The sequence below is a fragment of the Sinimarinibacterium flocculans genome, from assembly GCF_003201205.1.
Classification (GTDB): Bacteria; Pseudomonadota; Gammaproteobacteria; order Nevskiales; family Nevskiaceae; genus Solimonas; species Solimonas flocculans.
The window spans coordinates 1-16,441 of record NZ_QICN01000018.1 but is presented as its reverse complement, the minus strand read 5'-3'; the positions used below and the strand labels follow the sequence as shown (position 1 = coordinate 16,441).

Sequence of the window (16,441 nt, the reverse complement as noted above, 5' to 3'; positions counted from 1 at the left end):
GAGATGGTGATGCCTGGCGACAACGTGCAGATGACGGTGGAGCTGATCAGCCCGATCGCGATGGAAGAAGGCGTACGCTTCGCCATCCGCGAGGGTGGCCGCACCGTCGGCGCCGGCGTCGTCACCAAGATTCTCGCCTGATTTTTCCCGCGTTTTGACTTGGGGGCGCGGATTCCCTAAAATCCGCGCCCCTTTTCGCTTTGCGCGGTCCATTCACGCTAGGGCGGTAGCTCAACTGGTAGAGCGGCGGTCTCCAAAACCGCAGGTTGGGGGTTCGAAACCCTCCCGCCCTGCCACCCATGCAGCCTTGGCCGTGGCGCCGGAACGAGTTCATGGACACCCAGACCACTGAACAACAAGCTGCCTCCCCTCAGCGGGATACGGCCCTTCTGAGCGTTGCGGTCGCCGCGCTGCTCGGGGGCATGTTCGCGTTTTATTACTTCGAGACCCAGTACAACGCGCTGATCCGCGTGCTGATGCTGCTGGGCGGTTTGCTGGTCGCGCTTGGCGTGGCCTACCAGACCGCCGCCGGCCGCAGCCTGTGGGGCTACGTCGTCGGCTCGCGCATCGAACTGCGCAAGGTCGTCTGGCCGACGCGTCAGGAGAGCGTGCAGGCCACGCTGATGATCGCCGTCGTCGTGCTGATCATGGCCCTGCTGCTGTGGGGCCTGGACTCCCTGCTGCTCTGGGGTGTCGAGACGCTCACCGGACGGGGAGCCTGACCGCATGACCATGCGCTGGTATGTGGTGCACGCGTACTCCCAGTACGAGAACAGCGTGATGAAGGCCCTGCGCGAGCGTATCGCGCGTGCCGGCCTGCAGGAACAGTTCGGTGAGATCCTGGTCCCGACCGAAGAGGTCATGGAGATCAAGGACGGCGTCAAGCGCCGCACCGAGCGCAAGTTCTTCCCCGGCTACGTGCTGGTGCAGATGGAGATGAACGAGGACACCTGGCACCTCGTCAAGTCCACGCCCAAGGTGATGGGTTTCATCGGCGGCACGCCGGACAAGCCGGCGCCGATCTCCGACAAGGAGGCCGAGAAGATCGTCAACCGCGTGACCGAGTCGGTCGAGAAGCCGCGGCCGAAGACGCTGTTCGAGCCGGGCGAGGCCGTGCGTGTCAAGGAAGGCCCGTTCGCCGACTTCAACGGCGTGGTCGAGGAAGTCAACTACGACAAGAGCCGCCTGCGTGTCGCGGTTCTGATCTTCGGGCGCTCGACGCCCGTCGAGCTGGAGTTTTCGCAGGTCGAGAAGGCCTGAGACGGAGCCGGGTCGACGGTCCGCTGGACCGTCGTCACAGCCCAAGGCCCGGCAAGGGATAGCCGGGCAGGGCCACCCAAAAGGGCGCAGGGTCGCGCCAGGGGTGGCAGAGGTACACCACAGGGGAGCTCGCCTGAAAGCCGAGCGTTCGCACCCAACCAGGAGCAGTCATGGCAAAGAAGGTCACGTCGTACATCAAGCTGCAGATTCCTGCAGGCAAGGCCAATCCGGCGCCGCCGGTCGGCCCGGCGCTCGGTCAGGCCGGCGTCAACATCATGGCGTTCTGCAAGGAGTTCAACGCAGCGACGCAGAAGCTCGAGCCGGGTCTGCCGACCCCGGTCGTGATCACGGTCTACTCCGACCGTTCGTTCACGTTCATCACCAAGACGCCGCCGGCGACGACGCTGATCAAGAAGGCCATCGGCCTGGAGTCCGGTTCCGCCACGCCGCACACCAACAAGGTGGGCAAGATCACCATGAAGCAGATCGAAGAGATCGCCAAGGTGAAGATGCCGGACCTGAATGCCGGCAGCATGGAGGCGGCCTGCCGCCTGATCGCCGGTTCCGCCCGTTCGATGGGCGTCGATGTGGTGGAGAAGTAAGCCATGGCCAAGATCACCAAGCGTCAGAAGGCCCTGAACGGCAAGGTCGAGCAGGGCAAGACCTACGACCTCGACTCGGCGATCAAGCTGGTCAAGGATTGTGCGACCGCCAAGTTCACGGAATCGGTCGACATCTCGATCAACCTGGGCGTGGATGCCAAGAAGTCCGACCAGAACGTGCGCGGCTCCACAGTGCTGCCGCATGGCTCGGGCAAGAGCGTGCGCGTGGCCGTGTTCGCGCAGGGCGCCAAGGCCGAAGAGGCCAAGGCTGCCGGTGCCGACGCCGTCGGCATGGATGACCTCGCTGCCAAGATGAAGGAAGGCGACCTGAGCTACCAGGTCGTCATCGCCGAACCGGCCGCGATGCGCGTCGTCGGCTCGCTGGGCCAGGTGCTCGGCCCGCGCGGCCTGATGCCGAACCCGAAGACCGGCACGGTGACGCCGGATGTCGCCACCGCGGTCAAGAACGCCAAGGCCGGTATGGCCAAGTTCCGCACCGACAAGGCCGGCATCGTGCATTGCTCGGTGGGCGCCGCGGCGTTCGAGGCCGACAAGCTCAAGGACAACCTGCTCGCCGTCGTCCGCGACGTGCGCAAGGCCAAGCCGGCCACGGCCAAGGGCGTCTACATCAAGAAGGTCACGCTGTCGACGACGATGGGCCCTGGTGTCCGCGTCGACGTCGGTTCGCTGCCCGAGTGATCCGTATTCGTGCCGGCGGCCCGCGGGCCGCCGGCGCACCCCACTTTGAAGTGTGGCGAAAGCCCCACGTCGAAGACCGTATGTGGCATGGGTGCTCCTGAGCAATCGGGCCGCACCCGGAGATTAAAGGTCGCAAGACCGCATACGCAGACGGTGGAAACACCGTAAGGCGGGTTTTCGAAGCTTCGGCCGAGAAACCCTTTTATGGAAAGCGACTAGGAGTTCTGATGGCTCTCAGGCTGGAAGACAAGAAAGCCCTGGTTGCGGAAGTCAACGAAGTCGCCCAGCGCGCGCTCTCGGCGGTTGCTACCGAGTATCGCGGTCTGTCGGCCGGCAAGTTCGACGAACTGCGTGCAAAGGCCCGCGCCAGCGGCGTCTACCTGCACGTGGTCAAGAACACGCTGGCCAAGCGGGCCGTGGAAGGCACGGAGTTCGAGTGCCTGACGCCTGCGCTGGTCGGTCCGCTCGTGCTCGGTTTCTCGCTCGAGGATCCGGGTGCGGTCGGGCGCCTGATCAAGGACTTCGCCAAGGACAACGACGTGATGGTCGTCAAGGCCGTCGCGGTCGGCGGCACCCTGTACGGTGCCAAGGACCTCGACCGTCTGGCCACGTTGCCGACGAAGGAGCAGGCGATCGCCATGCTCATGGGCACGATGAAGGCCCCGATCGGCAAGTTCGTTCGCACCCTGGCCGAGCCCACTGCGCAGTTCGTCCGCACGGTCAAGGCCGTTGCCGACCAGAAAGGCGCGGCGGCTTGACGCCGTTTGACTTGCGTTACTGATTCTAGGCTTTTGCACACTTTATTGGAGTAATTGAAACATGGCTGCTACGAAGGAAGAGATTCTGGACGCGATCTCCAACATGTCCGTGATGGACGTAGTGGACCTCGTCAAGATGATGGAAGACAAGTTCGGCGTCACCGCCGCCGCCCCGGTTGCCGTGGCCGCTGCCGGCCCGGCCGCCGCCGCTGCCCCGGCCGAGGAGCAGACCGAGTTCACGGTCGTGCTCGCCGGCATCGACGCGGCGAAGAAGGTCGGCGTCATCAAGGTCGTGCGCGAGCTGACCGGTCTGGGCCTCAAGGAAGCCAAGGACCTGGTCGAGGGCGCGCCGCAGACCGTCAAGGAAGGCGTCGACAAGAAGACCGCCGACGAGATGAAGAAGAAGCTGGAAGAGGGCGGCGGCAAGGTCGAGCTGAAGTAATTGGCGATACCTGCACCGTCTGCGAAGTCGTGCACCGGCTGGGGGCATCGTGCCCCCGGCCGGATTTTGTCGTTCTTCGTGCTTGGTGACTGGTGATTGGTGATTTGCCGCAGGCCCTGCCGCGAATCGCCAATCACGAATCACGAATCACGCTGTTACACGGTCCGGAGTAATTCATGGCCTACTCGTTCACCGAGAAGAAGCGCATCCGCAAGGACTTCAGCAAGCTGAAGGAAACCCTGGAGATCCCGTATCTGCTGGCGACGCAGATCGACTCCTACCACCAGTTCCTGCAAGCCGATCTGCAGCCCTCCAAGCGCCGTGACACGGGGCTGCAGGCCTCGTTCAAGTCGGTGTTCCCGATGGTGTCGTACAACGGCGCCGCGGCGCTGGAGTTCGTCAAGTACCGCTTCGACGAGCCGCCGTTCGACGAGAAGGAATGCCGCGTGCGCGGCATGACCTACGCCGCGCCGCTGAAGGTGACGGTGCGCCTGGTGATCTTCGACCGCGAGTCCAAGGAAAAGCGCGTCAAGGACGTCCGTGAGCAGGAGGTCTATCTCGGCGAAGTGCCGCTGATGACCGGCCACGGCACCTTCATCATCAACGGCACCGAGCGTGTGGTCGTCTCGCAGCTGCATCGTTCCCCCGGCGTGTTCTTCGATCACGACAAGGGCAAGACGCACAGCTCGGGCAAGCTGCTGTACAGCGCCCGCATCATCCCGTACCGCGGTTCCTGGCTGGACTTCGAGTTCGATCCGAAGGACAACCTGTTCGCGCGCATCGACCGTCGCCGCAAGCTGCCGGTGACCGTCGTGCTGCGTGCGCTCGGCTACAGCAACGAGCAGATGCTCGCGCTGTTCCACGAACAGAACGTGTTCGCACTGGAGAAGGACGGCGCCAGCCTGGAGCTGATCCCGGAGCGCCTCAAGGGCGAGAAGGCACAGTTCGACATCACCGACGGCAAGAAGGTGCTGGTCGAGCAGGGCAAGCTGATCACCGCGCGTCACATCAAGCTGATCGCCGAGGCCGGCCTCGAGCGCCTGCAGGTGCCGGACAGCTACCTCGAGGGCAAGATCCTGGCCCGCGACATCGTCAGCAAGGACGGCGAGGTGGTGGCCGAGGCCAACGCCGAGATCACGACCAACCTGCTCGCGAAGATGCGCGAGACCGGCGTCAAGGACGTGCCCACGCTCTACGTCAACGACGTCGACAAGGGGCCGTACATCTCGACGACGCTGAACATCGATCCGACCAAGACCAAGCTCGAGGCGCTGGTCGAGATCTACCGCATGATGCGCCCCGGCGAGCCGCCGACCAAGGACGCCGCCGAGACGCTGTTCCACGGCATGTTCTTCTCGCCGGAGAAGTACGACCTGTCGGCAGTCGGCCGCATGAAGTTCAACCGCCGCCTGCGTCGCGACGACGTCGAGGGCACCTCGATCGTCTACGACGGCGAGCTGTTCTCCAAGTTCAACGACGAGTTCTCGAAGAGCCTGTTCGCGAAGTACGGCAAGGAGCACTCGGACATCGTCGACGTGATCCGCGAGATCATCGCGATCCGCAACGGCGAGCAGCAGACCGACGACATCGATCACCTGGGCAACCGCCGCATCCGTGCGGTCGGCGAGATGACCGAGAACGTGTTCCGGACCGGCCTGGTGCGTGTCGAGCGCGCGGTGCGCGAGCGTCTGGCGCTGGCGGAGGCCGAGAACCTCACGCCGCAGGACCTGATCAACGCCAAGCCGGTGTCGGCGGCGATCAAGGAGTTCTTCGGCAGCTCGCAGCTGTCGCAGTTCATGGACCAGAACAACCCGCTGTCCGAGGTCACGCACAAGCGTCGCGTGTCCGCACTCGGACCGGGCGGCCTGACCCGCGAGCGCGCCGGCTTCGAAGTCCGCGACGTGCACCCGACGCACTACGGTCGCGTCTGCCCGATCGAGACGCCGGAAGGCCCGAACATCGGCCTGATCAATTCGCTGGCGTGCTATGCGCGCACCAACGACTACGGCTTCCTCGAAACCGCCTACCGCAAGGTCACCGACGGCAAAGTCACCGACGAGGTCGAGTACCTGTCGGCGATCGAGGAAGGCCGCTACGTGATCGCGCAGGCGAACTCCGAGCTCGATGCCAAGGGGCACTTCACCTCCGACCTGATCTCGGTGCGTTTCCAGAACGAGTTCACGATGATGACGCCCGACAAGGTCCAGTACATGGACGTGTCGCCGCGCCAGATCGTCTCGGTGGCCGCCGCGCTGATCCCGTTCCTCGAGCACGACGACGCCAACCGCGCGCTGATGGGCTCGAACATGCAGCGCCAGGCCGTACCGACGCTGCGCACCGAGAAGCCACTGGTCGGCACCGGCATCGAGCGCCGCGTCGCGGTCGACTCCGGCAACGCCATCCAGGCGCGTCGCGGCGGTGTCGTCGAGAAGGTCGACGCCGCGCGCATCGTCGTGCGCGTCAACGATGACGAGACCCAGGCCGGCGAGCCGGGCGTCGACATCTACAACCTGGTCAAGTACGTCCGCTCGAACCAGAACACCTGCATCAACCAGCGCCCGATCGTGAAGCCGGGCGACGCGATCGCACGCGGCGACGTCATTGCCGACGGTCCGTCGACCGACCTGGGCGAGCTCGCGCTCGGCCAGAACATGCTGATCGCGTTCATGCCGTGGAACGGCTACAACTTCGAGGACTCGATCCTGATCTCGGAGCGCGTCGTCGAGGAAGACCGCTTCACGACGATCCACATCGAGGAGCTGACCTGCGTCGCCCGCGAGACCAAGCTCGGACCCGAGGAAATCTCCGCGGACATCCCGAACGTCAACGAAGCGGCGCTGCGCAAGCTCGACGAGTCCGGCATCGTCTACATCGGCGCCGAGGTCAAGGCCGGCGACCTGCTCTGCGGCAAGGTCACGCCCAAGGGCGAGACCCAGCTGACGCCGGAAGAAAAGCTCCTCCGTGCGATCTTCGGCGAGAAGGCGTCCGACGTGAAGGACACCTCGCTGCGCGTGCCGGCCGGCATGGATGGCACCGTCATCGACGTGCGGGTGTTCACCCGCGAGGGCGTGAAGAAGGACAAGCGCGCTCTGGCCATCGAGGAGAGCGAGCTGGCCGCGGTCCGCAAGGATCTCGCCGACCAGCAGCGCATCTTCGAGGACGACATCTACGATCGTCTGCGCAAGATCCTGCTCGGCAAGACCGCCGACGGCGGTCCGAGCAAGCTCAAGAAGGGCGCCAAGATCGACGCCGAGTACCTGGATTCGCTCGAGCGCGACAAGTGGTTCGAGATCCGGCTCGCCGACGACGACGCGCAGAACCAGCTCGAGGCCGCGAACAAGCAGCTCAAGGACATGCGTTCGGAGTTCGACAAGCGCTTCGACGACAAGAAGCGCAAGATCCAGTCCGGCGACGAGCTGTCCCCCGGCGTGCTGAAGATGGTCAAGGTGTATCTCGCCGTGCGCCGCCGCGTGCAGCCAGGCGACAAGATGGCCGGCCGCCACGGCAACAAGGGCGTGATCTCGCAGATCGTCCCGGTCGAGGACATGCCGCACATGGAAGACGGCACGCCGGTCGACATCGTGCTCAACCCGCTGGGCGTGCCTTCGCGCATGAACATCGGCCAGCTGCTCGAAGTCCATCTGGGCTGGGCGGCGAAGGGCGTGGGTCGCCGGATCGACGAGATGCTGCAGCAGCAGCGCGCGGTGTCCGAGCTGCGCAAGTTCCTCGACGAGGTCTACAACAAGGTCGGCTCCGGCAAGGCCGTGGCGCCGCTCAAGGATCTCAGCGACGATGAGATCGTCAACCTGGCGAAGAACCTCACCGGCGGTCTGCCGGTGTCGACGCCGGTGTTCGACGGCGCCAACGAAGCCGAGATCAAGCAGCTGCTCGAGATCGCGGGCCTGCCGAGCACCGGTCAGGCGCAGCTCATCGACGGCCGTACCGGCGAGCAGTTCTCGCGTTCGGTCACCGTCGGCTACATGTACATGCTCAAGCTCAACCATCTGGTCGACGACAAGATGCACGCGCGCTCGACCGGGCCGTACTCGCTGGTCACGCAGCAGCCGCTGGGTGGCAAGGCCCAGTTCGGCGGCCAGCGCTTCGGCGAGATGGAGGTCTGGGCGCTCGAGGCCTACGGCGCGGCGTACACGCTGCAGGAAATGCTGACGGTGAAGTCGGACGACACCAACGGCCGCACGCGCATGTACAAGTCGATCGTCGATGGCGACCACCGCATGGTCGCGGGCATGCCCGAGTCGTTCAACGTGCTGGTCAAGGAAATCCGCTCGATCGGTCTGAACATCGAGCTGGAACAGAATCAGTAAGGCACGGGCTACGGAATCTCAGGAGTCACCATGAAAGATTTGTTCAACCTGATCCGCAATCCGGAAGAGGCCGAGGACTTCGACGCGATCCGCATCGGCCTGTCCTCGCCGGAGACGATCCGCTCGTGGTCCTACGGCGAGGTCAAGAAGCCGGAGACGATCAACTACCGCACCTTCAAGCCCGAGCGCGACGGTCTGTTCTGCGCCAAGATCTTCGGGCCGATCAAGGACTACGAGTGCCTGTGCGGCAAGTACAAGCGCCTCAAGCACCGCGGCGTGGTCTGCGAGAAGTGCGGCGTCGAGGTCACCGTGGCCAAGGTGCGCCGCGAGCGCATGGGGCACATCGACCTCGCTTCGCCGGTCGCCCACATCTGGTTCCTCAAGTCGCTGCCGTCGCGTATCGGCCTGTTGCTCGACATGCCGCTGCGCGCGATCGAGCGCGTGCTGTACTTCGAAGCGCACATCGTCGTCGATCCGGGGCTGACGCCGCTCGAGCGCGGCCAGCTGCTGACCGAAGAGGACTACCTCAACTCGGTCGAGCAGTACGGTGACGAGTTCGATGCGCGCATGGGCGCCGAGGCCGTGCACGACCTGCTCAAGAACATCGACCTGCAGGCCGAGGCGATCAAGCTGCGCGAGGAGCTCAACGCCACGAACTCCGAGACCAAGATCAAGAAGCTGGCCAAGCGCCTGAAGCTGATCGAGTACTTCATCCATTCGAGCAACCGCCCGGAATGGATGATCCTGACCGTGCTGCCGGTGCTGCCGCCGGACCTGCGCCCGCTGGTGCCGCTCGACGGCGGCCGCTTCGCGACCTCGGATCTCAACGACCTGTACCGCCGCGTCATCAACCGCAACAACCGCCTCAAGCGCCTGCTCGAGCTGACTGCGCCGGACATCATCGTGCGCAACGAGAAGCGCATGCTGCAGGAATCGGTGGACGCGCTGATCGACAACGGCCGTCGCGGCCGTGCGATCACGGGCACCAACAAGCGCCCGCTCAAGTCGCTGGCCGACATGATCAAGGGCAAGCAGGGCCGCTTCCGCCAGAACCTGCTCGGCAAGCGCGTCGACTACTCCGGCCGTTCGGTCATCGTCGTCGGCCCGACGCTCAAGCTGCACCAGTGCGGCCTGCCGAAGAAGATGGCGCTGGAGCTGTTCAAGCCCTTCGTGTTCTCGCGCCTGCAGCGTCTGGGCATCGCCACGACGATCAAGGCCGCGAAGAAGATGGTCGAGCGCGAGGAAGCCGCCGTCTGGGATTCGCTCGAAGAGTGCATCAAGGAGCACCCGGTGCTGCTCAACCGCGCTCCGACGCTGCACCGCCTCGGCATCCAGGCCTTCGAGCCGGTGCTGATCGAGGGCAAGGCGATCCAGCTGCACCCGCTCGTCTGCACGGCGTTCAACGCCGACTTCGACGGTGACCAGATGGCCGTGCACGTGCCGCTGTCGCTCGAAGCGCAGCTCGAGGCACGCGTGCTGATGATGTCGACCAACAACATCCTGTCGCCGGCCTCCGGTGAGCCGATCATCGTGCCGTCGCAGGACGTCGTGCTCGGCCTGTACTGGGTGTCGCGCGAACGCGTCGGCGCTACCGGCGAAGGCATGGTGTTCTCGGACGTGGCCGAAGTGCATCGCGCCTACGAGAACCGCGAGGTGGACCTGCAGGCGAAGATCAAGGTGCGCCTGAAGGACTACACCGACGAGGGCGAGGAGCTGTTCCACCTCGTCGAGACGACCGCCGGCCGTGCCCTGCTGTCCGAGGTGCTGCCCGAGGGCGTGCCGTTCTCGGTCATCAACAAGACGCTGACCAAGAAGGAAATCTCGCGCGTCATCAACTACGTGTACCGCCGCAGCGGCACCAAGGACACGGTGATCTTCGCGGATCAGATGATGTACACGGGCTTCCGCATGTCGACCAAGGCCGGCATCTCGTTCTGCCTCGACGACATCATCATCCCCGAGGAGAAGGCCAAGATCCTCGAAGCCGCCGAGACCAAGGTCAAGGAAGTCGACGTCGAGTACAACCAGGGTCTGACCACCGGCGGTGAGCGCAAGAACCGCGTCATCGACATCTGGTCGCGTGCCAACGACGACGTCGCCAAGGCGATGATGGCCAAGATCGGCAAGGAGAAGGCGAAGAACAAGGACGGCAAGGAAGTCGAGCAGCCGTCGTTCAACTCGGTCTTCATGATGGCCGACTCCGGCGCCCGTGGTTCGCAGGCGCAGATCCGTCAGCTGGCCGGCATGCGCGGCCTGATGGCCAAGCCGGACGGCTCGATCATCGAGACGCCGATCACCGCGAACTTCCGCGAGGGCCTCAACGTCCTGCAGTACTTCATCTCGACGCACGGCGCGCGCAAGGGTCTGGCCGACACCGCGCTCAAGACCGCAAACTCGGGCTACCTGACCCGCCGTCTGGTCGACGTCGCCCAGGACATGGTCGTCACCGGCGAGGACTGCGGCACCGACAACGGGCTGCTCATGATCCCGATCGTCGAGGGCGGCGACGTGCTCGAGGCGCTGCGCGACCGCGTGCTCGGCCGCGTGACCCTGCGCGATGCGCACAAGCCGGGCACCGACGAGGTCGTGATCCCGGCGGGCACCATCATCGACGAGAAGTGGGCCGACATCCTCGAGCGGAACTCGATCGACGAGATCTGGGTGCGTTCGCCGATCACCTGCGAGCTGCCGTTCGGCGTCTGCGCCAACTGCTACGGCCGCGACCTGGCGCGTGGTCATCGCGTCAATATCGGCGAAGCGGTCGGCGTCATCGCCGCGCAGTCGATCGGCGAGCCCGGCACGCAGCTGACGATGCGTACCTTCCACGTCGGCGGTGCGGCGTCGCGAGCGGCCTCGGCTGACGGCGTCGACGCCCGTGCGGCCGGTACGGCGCGCGTGCACAACATCAAGACCGTCCTCAACAGCGAGGGCAACCTGGTCGCGGTGTCGCGGTCCGGCGAAATCGGCGTCATCGACGCCCAGGGCCGCGAGCGCGAGCGCTACAAGATTCCGTACGGCGCGACCATCCTGGTCAAGGACGGCGACGAGATCGCGGCCGGCCAGCGCCTGGCCAAGTGGGACCCGCACACCCACCCGATCGTCACCGAGCTCGGCGGCTTCGTGAAGCTGCAGGACTTCGTCGAGGGCGTGACCGTCAACCGCGAGACCGACCCGCTGACCGGTGTCGCCACGCTGGTGATCACCGACGCCAAGTCGCGCGGTGCCTCGGCCAAGGACCTCAAGCCGACGATCATCCTCGTCGACGCCAAGGGCAAGCAGCTGACCTTCGCCGGCACCGACATTCCGGCGGCGTACACCCTGCCGGCCAAGGCCATCGTCACCGTCGAGGACGGCGACGAGGTCAAGGTGGGCGGCATCATCGCCCGTATCCCGCAGGAAGCCTCGAAGTCGCGCGACATCACCGGCGGTCTGCCGCGCGTCGCCGACCTGTTCGAGGCGCGCAAGCCCAAGGAACCGGCGGTGCTCGCCGAGACCACCGGCACCATCAAGTTCGGTACCGGCACCAAGGGCAAGCAGCGCATCAAGATCGTCCAGCCGGACGGCAACGAGGCCGAGATCCTGGTCCCCAAGTGGGTCGAGATCCGGGTGTTCGAGGGCGAGTCGGTCGAGAAGGGCGAAATCATCTCGGACGGCGAACCGAGCCCGCACGACATCCTGCGCCTGCAGGGCGTGGTCGCGCTGGCGAACTACCTGGTCAAGGAGATCCAGGACGTCTACCGCCTGCAGGGCGTGAAGATCAACGACAAGCACATCGAGGTGATCGTTCGCCAGATGCTGCGCAAGGTCGAGATCGCCGAGCCGGGCGACACGCGCTTCCTGCAGGGCGAGCAGGTCGAGATCTTCCAGGTCCTGGCCGAGAACAAGAAGCACGAGTCCAAGGGCGAGCGCGGTGCGCGCTTCGAACGCCAGCTGCTGGGCATCACCAAGGCGAGCCTGTCGACCGAGTCGTTCATCTCGGCGGCCTCGTTCCAGGAGACCACGCGCGTGCTCACCGAGGCTTCCGTCCGCGGTTCGCGCGACGAGCTGCGCGGCCTCAAGGAGAACGTGATCGTCGGTCGTCTGATCCCGGCCGGTACCGGTCTGGCCTACCACGAGCAGCGGCGCAAGTCGCGCGGCGGCAGCCTGCTGGCCGAACTGCAGGCATCGGCGCTGACCGCGACCGGCGGCAGCTTCGAAGCCAATGCCGGCGAGCGTCTGGCGGCGCGCACGGCGGCGGTGGACACGGGCAGCGATGACGGCGACACCGAGGGTGGTGGCGCCGAGGAGGCATCGGACGAGGGCGCCGACGAGTAACATCGTGCGGCGTTCTCAGATTCAGACCCCGGCGTCAAAACCGGGGTCTTTTTTTGTCTGAGCGGTTGGATTCGAGGGCGTCGGTTTCGGCCCTGCCGGGCCGAGTCCCTTTTCTTTGCTTGTCCAAAGAAAAGGGACGAAAGAAAGGACACCCTGCGGCCGCCCCCGCTGCGCGGGTTCCCTGCGCTGCTCACGTGCTCGGGGTCGCGCTGACGCGACATCCTGTCGCGGCAGCGCTCAGCCGGCGGTCCCTGGCCGGCTGACCCACTGCGCGCGCTGCGCTGCTCGGTGCGGCCGAAGGGCACCTGGAACAGCGGCCCCTCACCCCAACCCTCCTCTCCCCGAAAGCGGGGAGAGGGAGTGCTGTTGACGGCGGCGCAGCCGCCGTGCTGTTGAGGTCGGGGCCCCTTGGAGGCGCCGAGAGTAGCGCCGCGCGCAGGGGGTTCGCGGCCATGGACGGCCGCGAAAGCGACGCCGCGACAGGATGTTGCGTCGGCGCGACGCCGAGCACGGCGCGGAGCGAGGGCACCGGCGCAGCCGGCGCCTACCCGGGGTGTGCTTTCTTTGGGTCACGTTTCTTTGCACAAGCAAAGAAAGGTGACTCGGCCCGGCAGGGCCGAAACGGCTGTTCTACCGAGGGCGAGGACGGGCCCTGTAAGAGGCACGTTTTTGCAACGCAAATGCCGTTGACGCGCCTTGCGTCGACCTATATGATGCGCGCCCTTTCCCGACGGCCCTGCAGGCAGGGTACGTCTTTTCTTTGTCAAGCCGGGAAGTCCAAAACGTGCCAACAGTCAATCAGCTAGTGCGCAGTGGCCGCAGCACCCTCGTGGCCAAGAGCAAGGTGCCGGCGCTCACCGGCTCGCCGCAGAAGCGCGGCGTGTGCACGCGCGTCTACACCACCACGCCGAAGAAGCCGAACTCGGCGCTGCGCAAGGTGTGCAAGGTGCGCCTGACCAACGGTTTCGAGGTGATCTCCTACATCGGGGGCGAAGGCCACAACCTGCAGGAGCACTCCGTCGTCATGATCCGTGGTGGCCGTGTCAAGGACCTTCCCGGTGTCCGTTACCACACTGTCCGCGGTGCGCTCGACTGCGCCGGCATCGACAAGCGTCGTCAGGGCCGTTCCAAGTACGGCGCGAAGCGTCCCAAGGACGGCGCCGCCGCCAAGAAGTAAGACGGGCCCAGTGCCCGAGTAAGGCGCGGCAAGCCTGCAGCGCCTGAAGACCACCGAAGGAAGTCATCATGTCCCGTCGTCGCAAGCCGGAAAGCCGCAAGGTTCTTCCCGATCCGAAGTTCAAGAGCGAACTGGTGTCCAAGTTCGTCAACATGGTCATGGAAGACGGCAAGAAGTCCGTCGCCGAAAAGATCGTCTACGGGGCACTCGACCAGGTCGTCGAGAAGAAGAAGATCGAGGCGCCGGCGGACTACCTGCAGAGCGCGTTCGACAACGTGGCGCCGACGGTCGAGGTGAAGTCGCGTCGCGTCGGCGGTGCGACCTACCAGGTGCCGGTCGAAGTGCGCGCCTCGCGTCGCACGACGCTGGCGATGCGCTGGATCATCGACGCCGCCAGCAAGCGCGGCGAGCAGGGCATGCAGGACCGCCTTGCCGGCGAGCTGATGGACGCGGCGGAGAACCGCGGCGCAGCCGTCAAGAAGCGTGAGGACACGCACAAGATGGCGGAAGCCAACAAGGCGTTTTCGCACTTCCGTTGGTAATCCTCCTTTAAATCCTTTTCGGGCGGTCGCGCGGGCAGTCAGCCGGGCGGCTGCCGCTACCGAGTTTGACTATGGCCCGCACGACGCCCATCGAGCGCTACCGCAACATCGGAATCTCCGCGCACATCGACGCCGGCAAGACGACGACGACGGAGCGCGTCCTGTTCTACACCGGCGTGAACCACAAGCTCGGCGAAGTCCATGACGGCGCCGCGACGATGGACTGGATGGAGCAGGAGCAGGAGCGCGGCATCACCATCACCTCGGCTGCGACCACCACGTTCTGGCGTGGCATGGCCAACCAGTTCGAGCAGCACCGCATCAACATCATCGACACGCCGGGACACGTCGACTTCACGATCGAGGTCGAGCGCTCCATGCGCGTGCTCGACGGCGCGTGCATGCTGTACTGCGCCGTCGGCGGCGTGCAGCCGCAGTCGGAGACGGTGTGGCGCCAGGCGACGAAGTACGGCGTGCCGCGCCTGGCCTTCGTCAACAAGATGGACCGCACCGGCGCCGACTTCTTCAAGGTCTACCGCCAGATGCGCGAGCGTCTGCGCGCCAACCCGGTGCCCATCGTCATTCCCATCGGCGCCGAGGACAAGTTCCAGGGCGTCGTCGATCTGGTCAAGATGAAGGCGATCATCTGGGACGAGTCGAGCCAGGGCATGAAGTTCGACTACGCCGACATCCCGGCGGATCTCGTGGACACGGCCAAGGAGTGGCGCGAGAAGATGGTCGAGTCAGCGGCCGAGGCCTCCGAGGAGCTGATGAACAAGTACCTCGAAGAGGGCGACCTCTCCGAGGACGAGATCAAGAAGGCGCTGCGCCAGCGCACGATCGCGCTCGAGATCGTGCCGATGCTGTGCGGCTCGGCGTTCAAGAACAAGGGCGTTCAGGCGATGCTCGATGCGGTCATCGAGTACCTGCCGGCGCCGACCGAGGTGCCGGCGATCAAGGGCGTCGACGCCAACGACGAGAGCGTGCAGGTCGAGCGTCACGCCGACGACGACGAGCCGTTCTCGGCGCTGGGCTTCAAGATCATGACCGACCCCTTCGTCGGCCAGCTCACCTTCATCCGCGTCTATTCCGGCGTGCTGAAGAAGGGCGACAGCGTCTACAACTCGCGCAGCGGCAAGTCCGAGCGCATCGGTCGCTTGGTGCAGATGCACGCGAACGACCGCCAGGAGATCGACGAAGTGCGCGCCGGCGACATCGCCGCCTGTGTCGGCCTCAAGGAGGTCTACACCGGCACGACGCTGGCGGCGCAGGACAAGCCGGTCGTGCTCGAGCGCATGGAGTTCCCGGACCCGGTCATCAGCCAGGCCGTCGAGCCGAAGACCAAGGCCGACCAGGAAAAGATGGGCGTCGCGCTCAACAAGCTGGCGCAGGAAGATCCGTCGTTCCGCGTCAAGACCGACGAGGAAACCGGCCAGACCATCATTTCCGGCATGGGCGAGCTGCACCTCGAGATCCTCGTGGACCGCATGAAGCGCGAGTTCAAGGTCGAGGCTAACGTCGGCGCGCCGCAGGTGGCCTACCGCGAGACGATCCGCAAGACCGTCGAGCAGGAAGGCAAGTACGCCAAGCAGTCCGGCGGCAAGGGTCAGTACGGCCACGTCTGGCTGCGGATCGAGCCGCAGGAGCCGGGCAAGGGCTACGAGTTCGTCAACGCCATCGTCGGCGGCGCGATCCCGAAGGAGTTCATCCCGGGCGTCGACAAGGGCCTGCGCGACGCGATCAAGAACGGTGTCATGGCCGGCTACCCGGTCGTCGACATCAAGATCACGCTGTTCGACGGTTCGTACCACGACGTCGACTCCAGCGAAATCGCGTTCCGCGTCGCCTCGTCGATGGCGTTCAAGGACGGTTGCCAGAAGGCCAACCCAGTCATCCTCGAGCCGATCATGGCCGTCGAGGTAGAGACGCCGGAGGACTACATGGGCGACGTCATGGGCGACCTCAACCGTCGCCGTGGCGTGATCCTGGGCATGGACGACAACTACGGCGCCAAGCTGATCCGCGCCGAAGTGCCGCTGTCGGAGATGTTCGGCTACTCGACCTCGCTGCGCTCGCAGAGCCAGGGTCGGGCGACCTACTCCATGCAATTCAAGAAGTACCAGGAAGCGCCGGCCAACGTGACCGCCGCCCTGACCAAGAAGTGACACGAGCCTGTTCCAGCCATCCTGCGGTCTGATCGACCCGAGAATCTGTAGAGGAAGCGACAATGTCGAAGGAAAAGTTTGAGCGCAAGAAGCCGCACGTGAACGTGGGGACGATTGGTCACGTGGACCATGGCAAGACGACGACGACGGCGGCTTT

Annotated in this window: 13 protein-coding genes and 1 tRNA gene; all 14 read left to right on the top strand. The window is 65.2% G+C overall.

Annotation, left to right across the window (positions count from 1 at the left end):
• Positions 1–141: EF-Tu C-terminal domain-related protein (locus C8D93_RS19795; protein WP_479687875.1), on the top strand; the 141-nt coding region annotated here is incomplete at its 5' end.
• A gap of 79 nt (positions 142–220) precedes the next feature.
• Positions 221–296, top strand: a tRNA-Trp gene (locus C8D93_RS19790).
• Between the two features lie 36 nt (positions 297–332).
• Complete coding sequence (secE, locus tag C8D93_RS19785; protein ID WP_110266980.1) at positions 333–722, top strand: preprotein translocase subunit SecE; 390 nt, start codon at positions 333–335, stop codon at positions 720–722.
• A gap of 4 nt (positions 723–726) precedes the next feature.
• Entirely contained in the window at positions 727–1,260 is a 534-nt protein-coding gene (gene nusG, locus C8D93_RS19780) for a transcription termination/antitermination protein NusG (protein ID WP_110266978.1), read from the top strand.
• 170 nt (positions 1,261–1,430) lie between these two features.
• The gene (gene rplK, locus C8D93_RS19775) at positions 1,431–1,862 is read left to right on the top strand and encodes a 50S ribosomal protein L11 (protein ID WP_110266976.1); all 432 of its coding nucleotides are present in this window, start codon (positions 1,431–1,433) and stop codon (positions 1,860–1,862) included.
• Positions 1,863–1,865: 3 nt separating this feature from the next.
• Positions 1,866–2,561 carry a 50S ribosomal protein L1 gene (rplA, locus tag C8D93_RS19770; RefSeq protein WP_110266974.1) on the top strand — a complete coding sequence of 232 codons (696 nt, stop codon included), beginning with the start codon at positions 1,866–1,868 and terminating at the stop codon, positions 2,559–2,561.
• Between the two features lie 227 nt (positions 2,562–2,788).
• Positions 2,789–3,319 carry a 50S ribosomal protein L10 gene (rplJ, locus tag C8D93_RS19765; protein WP_110266972.1) on the top strand — a complete coding sequence of 177 codons (531 nt, stop codon included), beginning with the start codon at positions 2,789–2,791 and terminating at the stop codon, positions 3,317–3,319.
• 61 nt (positions 3,320–3,380) lie between these two features.
• Positions 3,381–3,761 carry a 50S ribosomal protein L7/L12 gene (gene rplL, locus C8D93_RS19760; protein ID WP_110266970.1) on the top strand — a complete coding sequence of 127 codons (381 nt, stop codon included), beginning with the start codon at positions 3,381–3,383 and terminating at the stop codon, positions 3,759–3,761.
• 176 nt (positions 3,762–3,937) lie between these two features.
• Complete coding sequence (gene rpoB / locus C8D93_RS19755; protein ID WP_110266968.1) at positions 3,938–8,086, top strand: DNA-directed RNA polymerase subunit beta; 4,149 nt, start codon at positions 3,938–3,940, stop codon at positions 8,084–8,086.
• A gap of 30 nt (positions 8,087–8,116) precedes the next feature.
• A complete protein-coding gene (gene rpoC / locus C8D93_RS19750; RefSeq protein ID WP_110266966.1) occupies positions 8,117–12,400 on the top strand; it encodes a DNA-directed RNA polymerase subunit beta' in 4,284 nt (1,427 codons plus the stop codon).
• 784 nt (positions 12,401–13,184) lie between these two features.
• The gene (gene rpsL, locus C8D93_RS19745) at positions 13,185–13,577 is read left to right on the top strand and encodes a 30S ribosomal protein S12 (protein ID WP_110266965.1); all 393 of its coding nucleotides are present in this window, start codon (positions 13,185–13,187) and stop codon (positions 13,575–13,577) included.
• Between the two features lie 68 nt (positions 13,578–13,645).
• The gene (gene rpsG, locus C8D93_RS19740; protein WP_110266964.1) at positions 13,646–14,119 is read left to right on the top strand and encodes a 30S ribosomal protein S7; all 474 of its coding nucleotides are present in this window, start codon (positions 13,646–13,648) and stop codon (positions 14,117–14,119) included.
• 71 nt (positions 14,120–14,190) lie between these two features.
• The gene (gene fusA, locus C8D93_RS19735) at positions 14,191–16,284 is read left to right on the top strand and encodes an elongation factor G (protein WP_110266963.1); all 2,094 of its coding nucleotides are present in this window, start codon (positions 14,191–14,193) and stop codon (positions 16,282–16,284) included.
• Between the two features lie 62 nt (positions 16,285–16,346).
• Positions 16,347–16,441, top strand: a 95-nt coding sequence (locus tag C8D93_RS19730; RefSeq protein ID WP_146216657.1) for a GTP-binding protein, incomplete at its 3' end; no start/stop codon positions are given.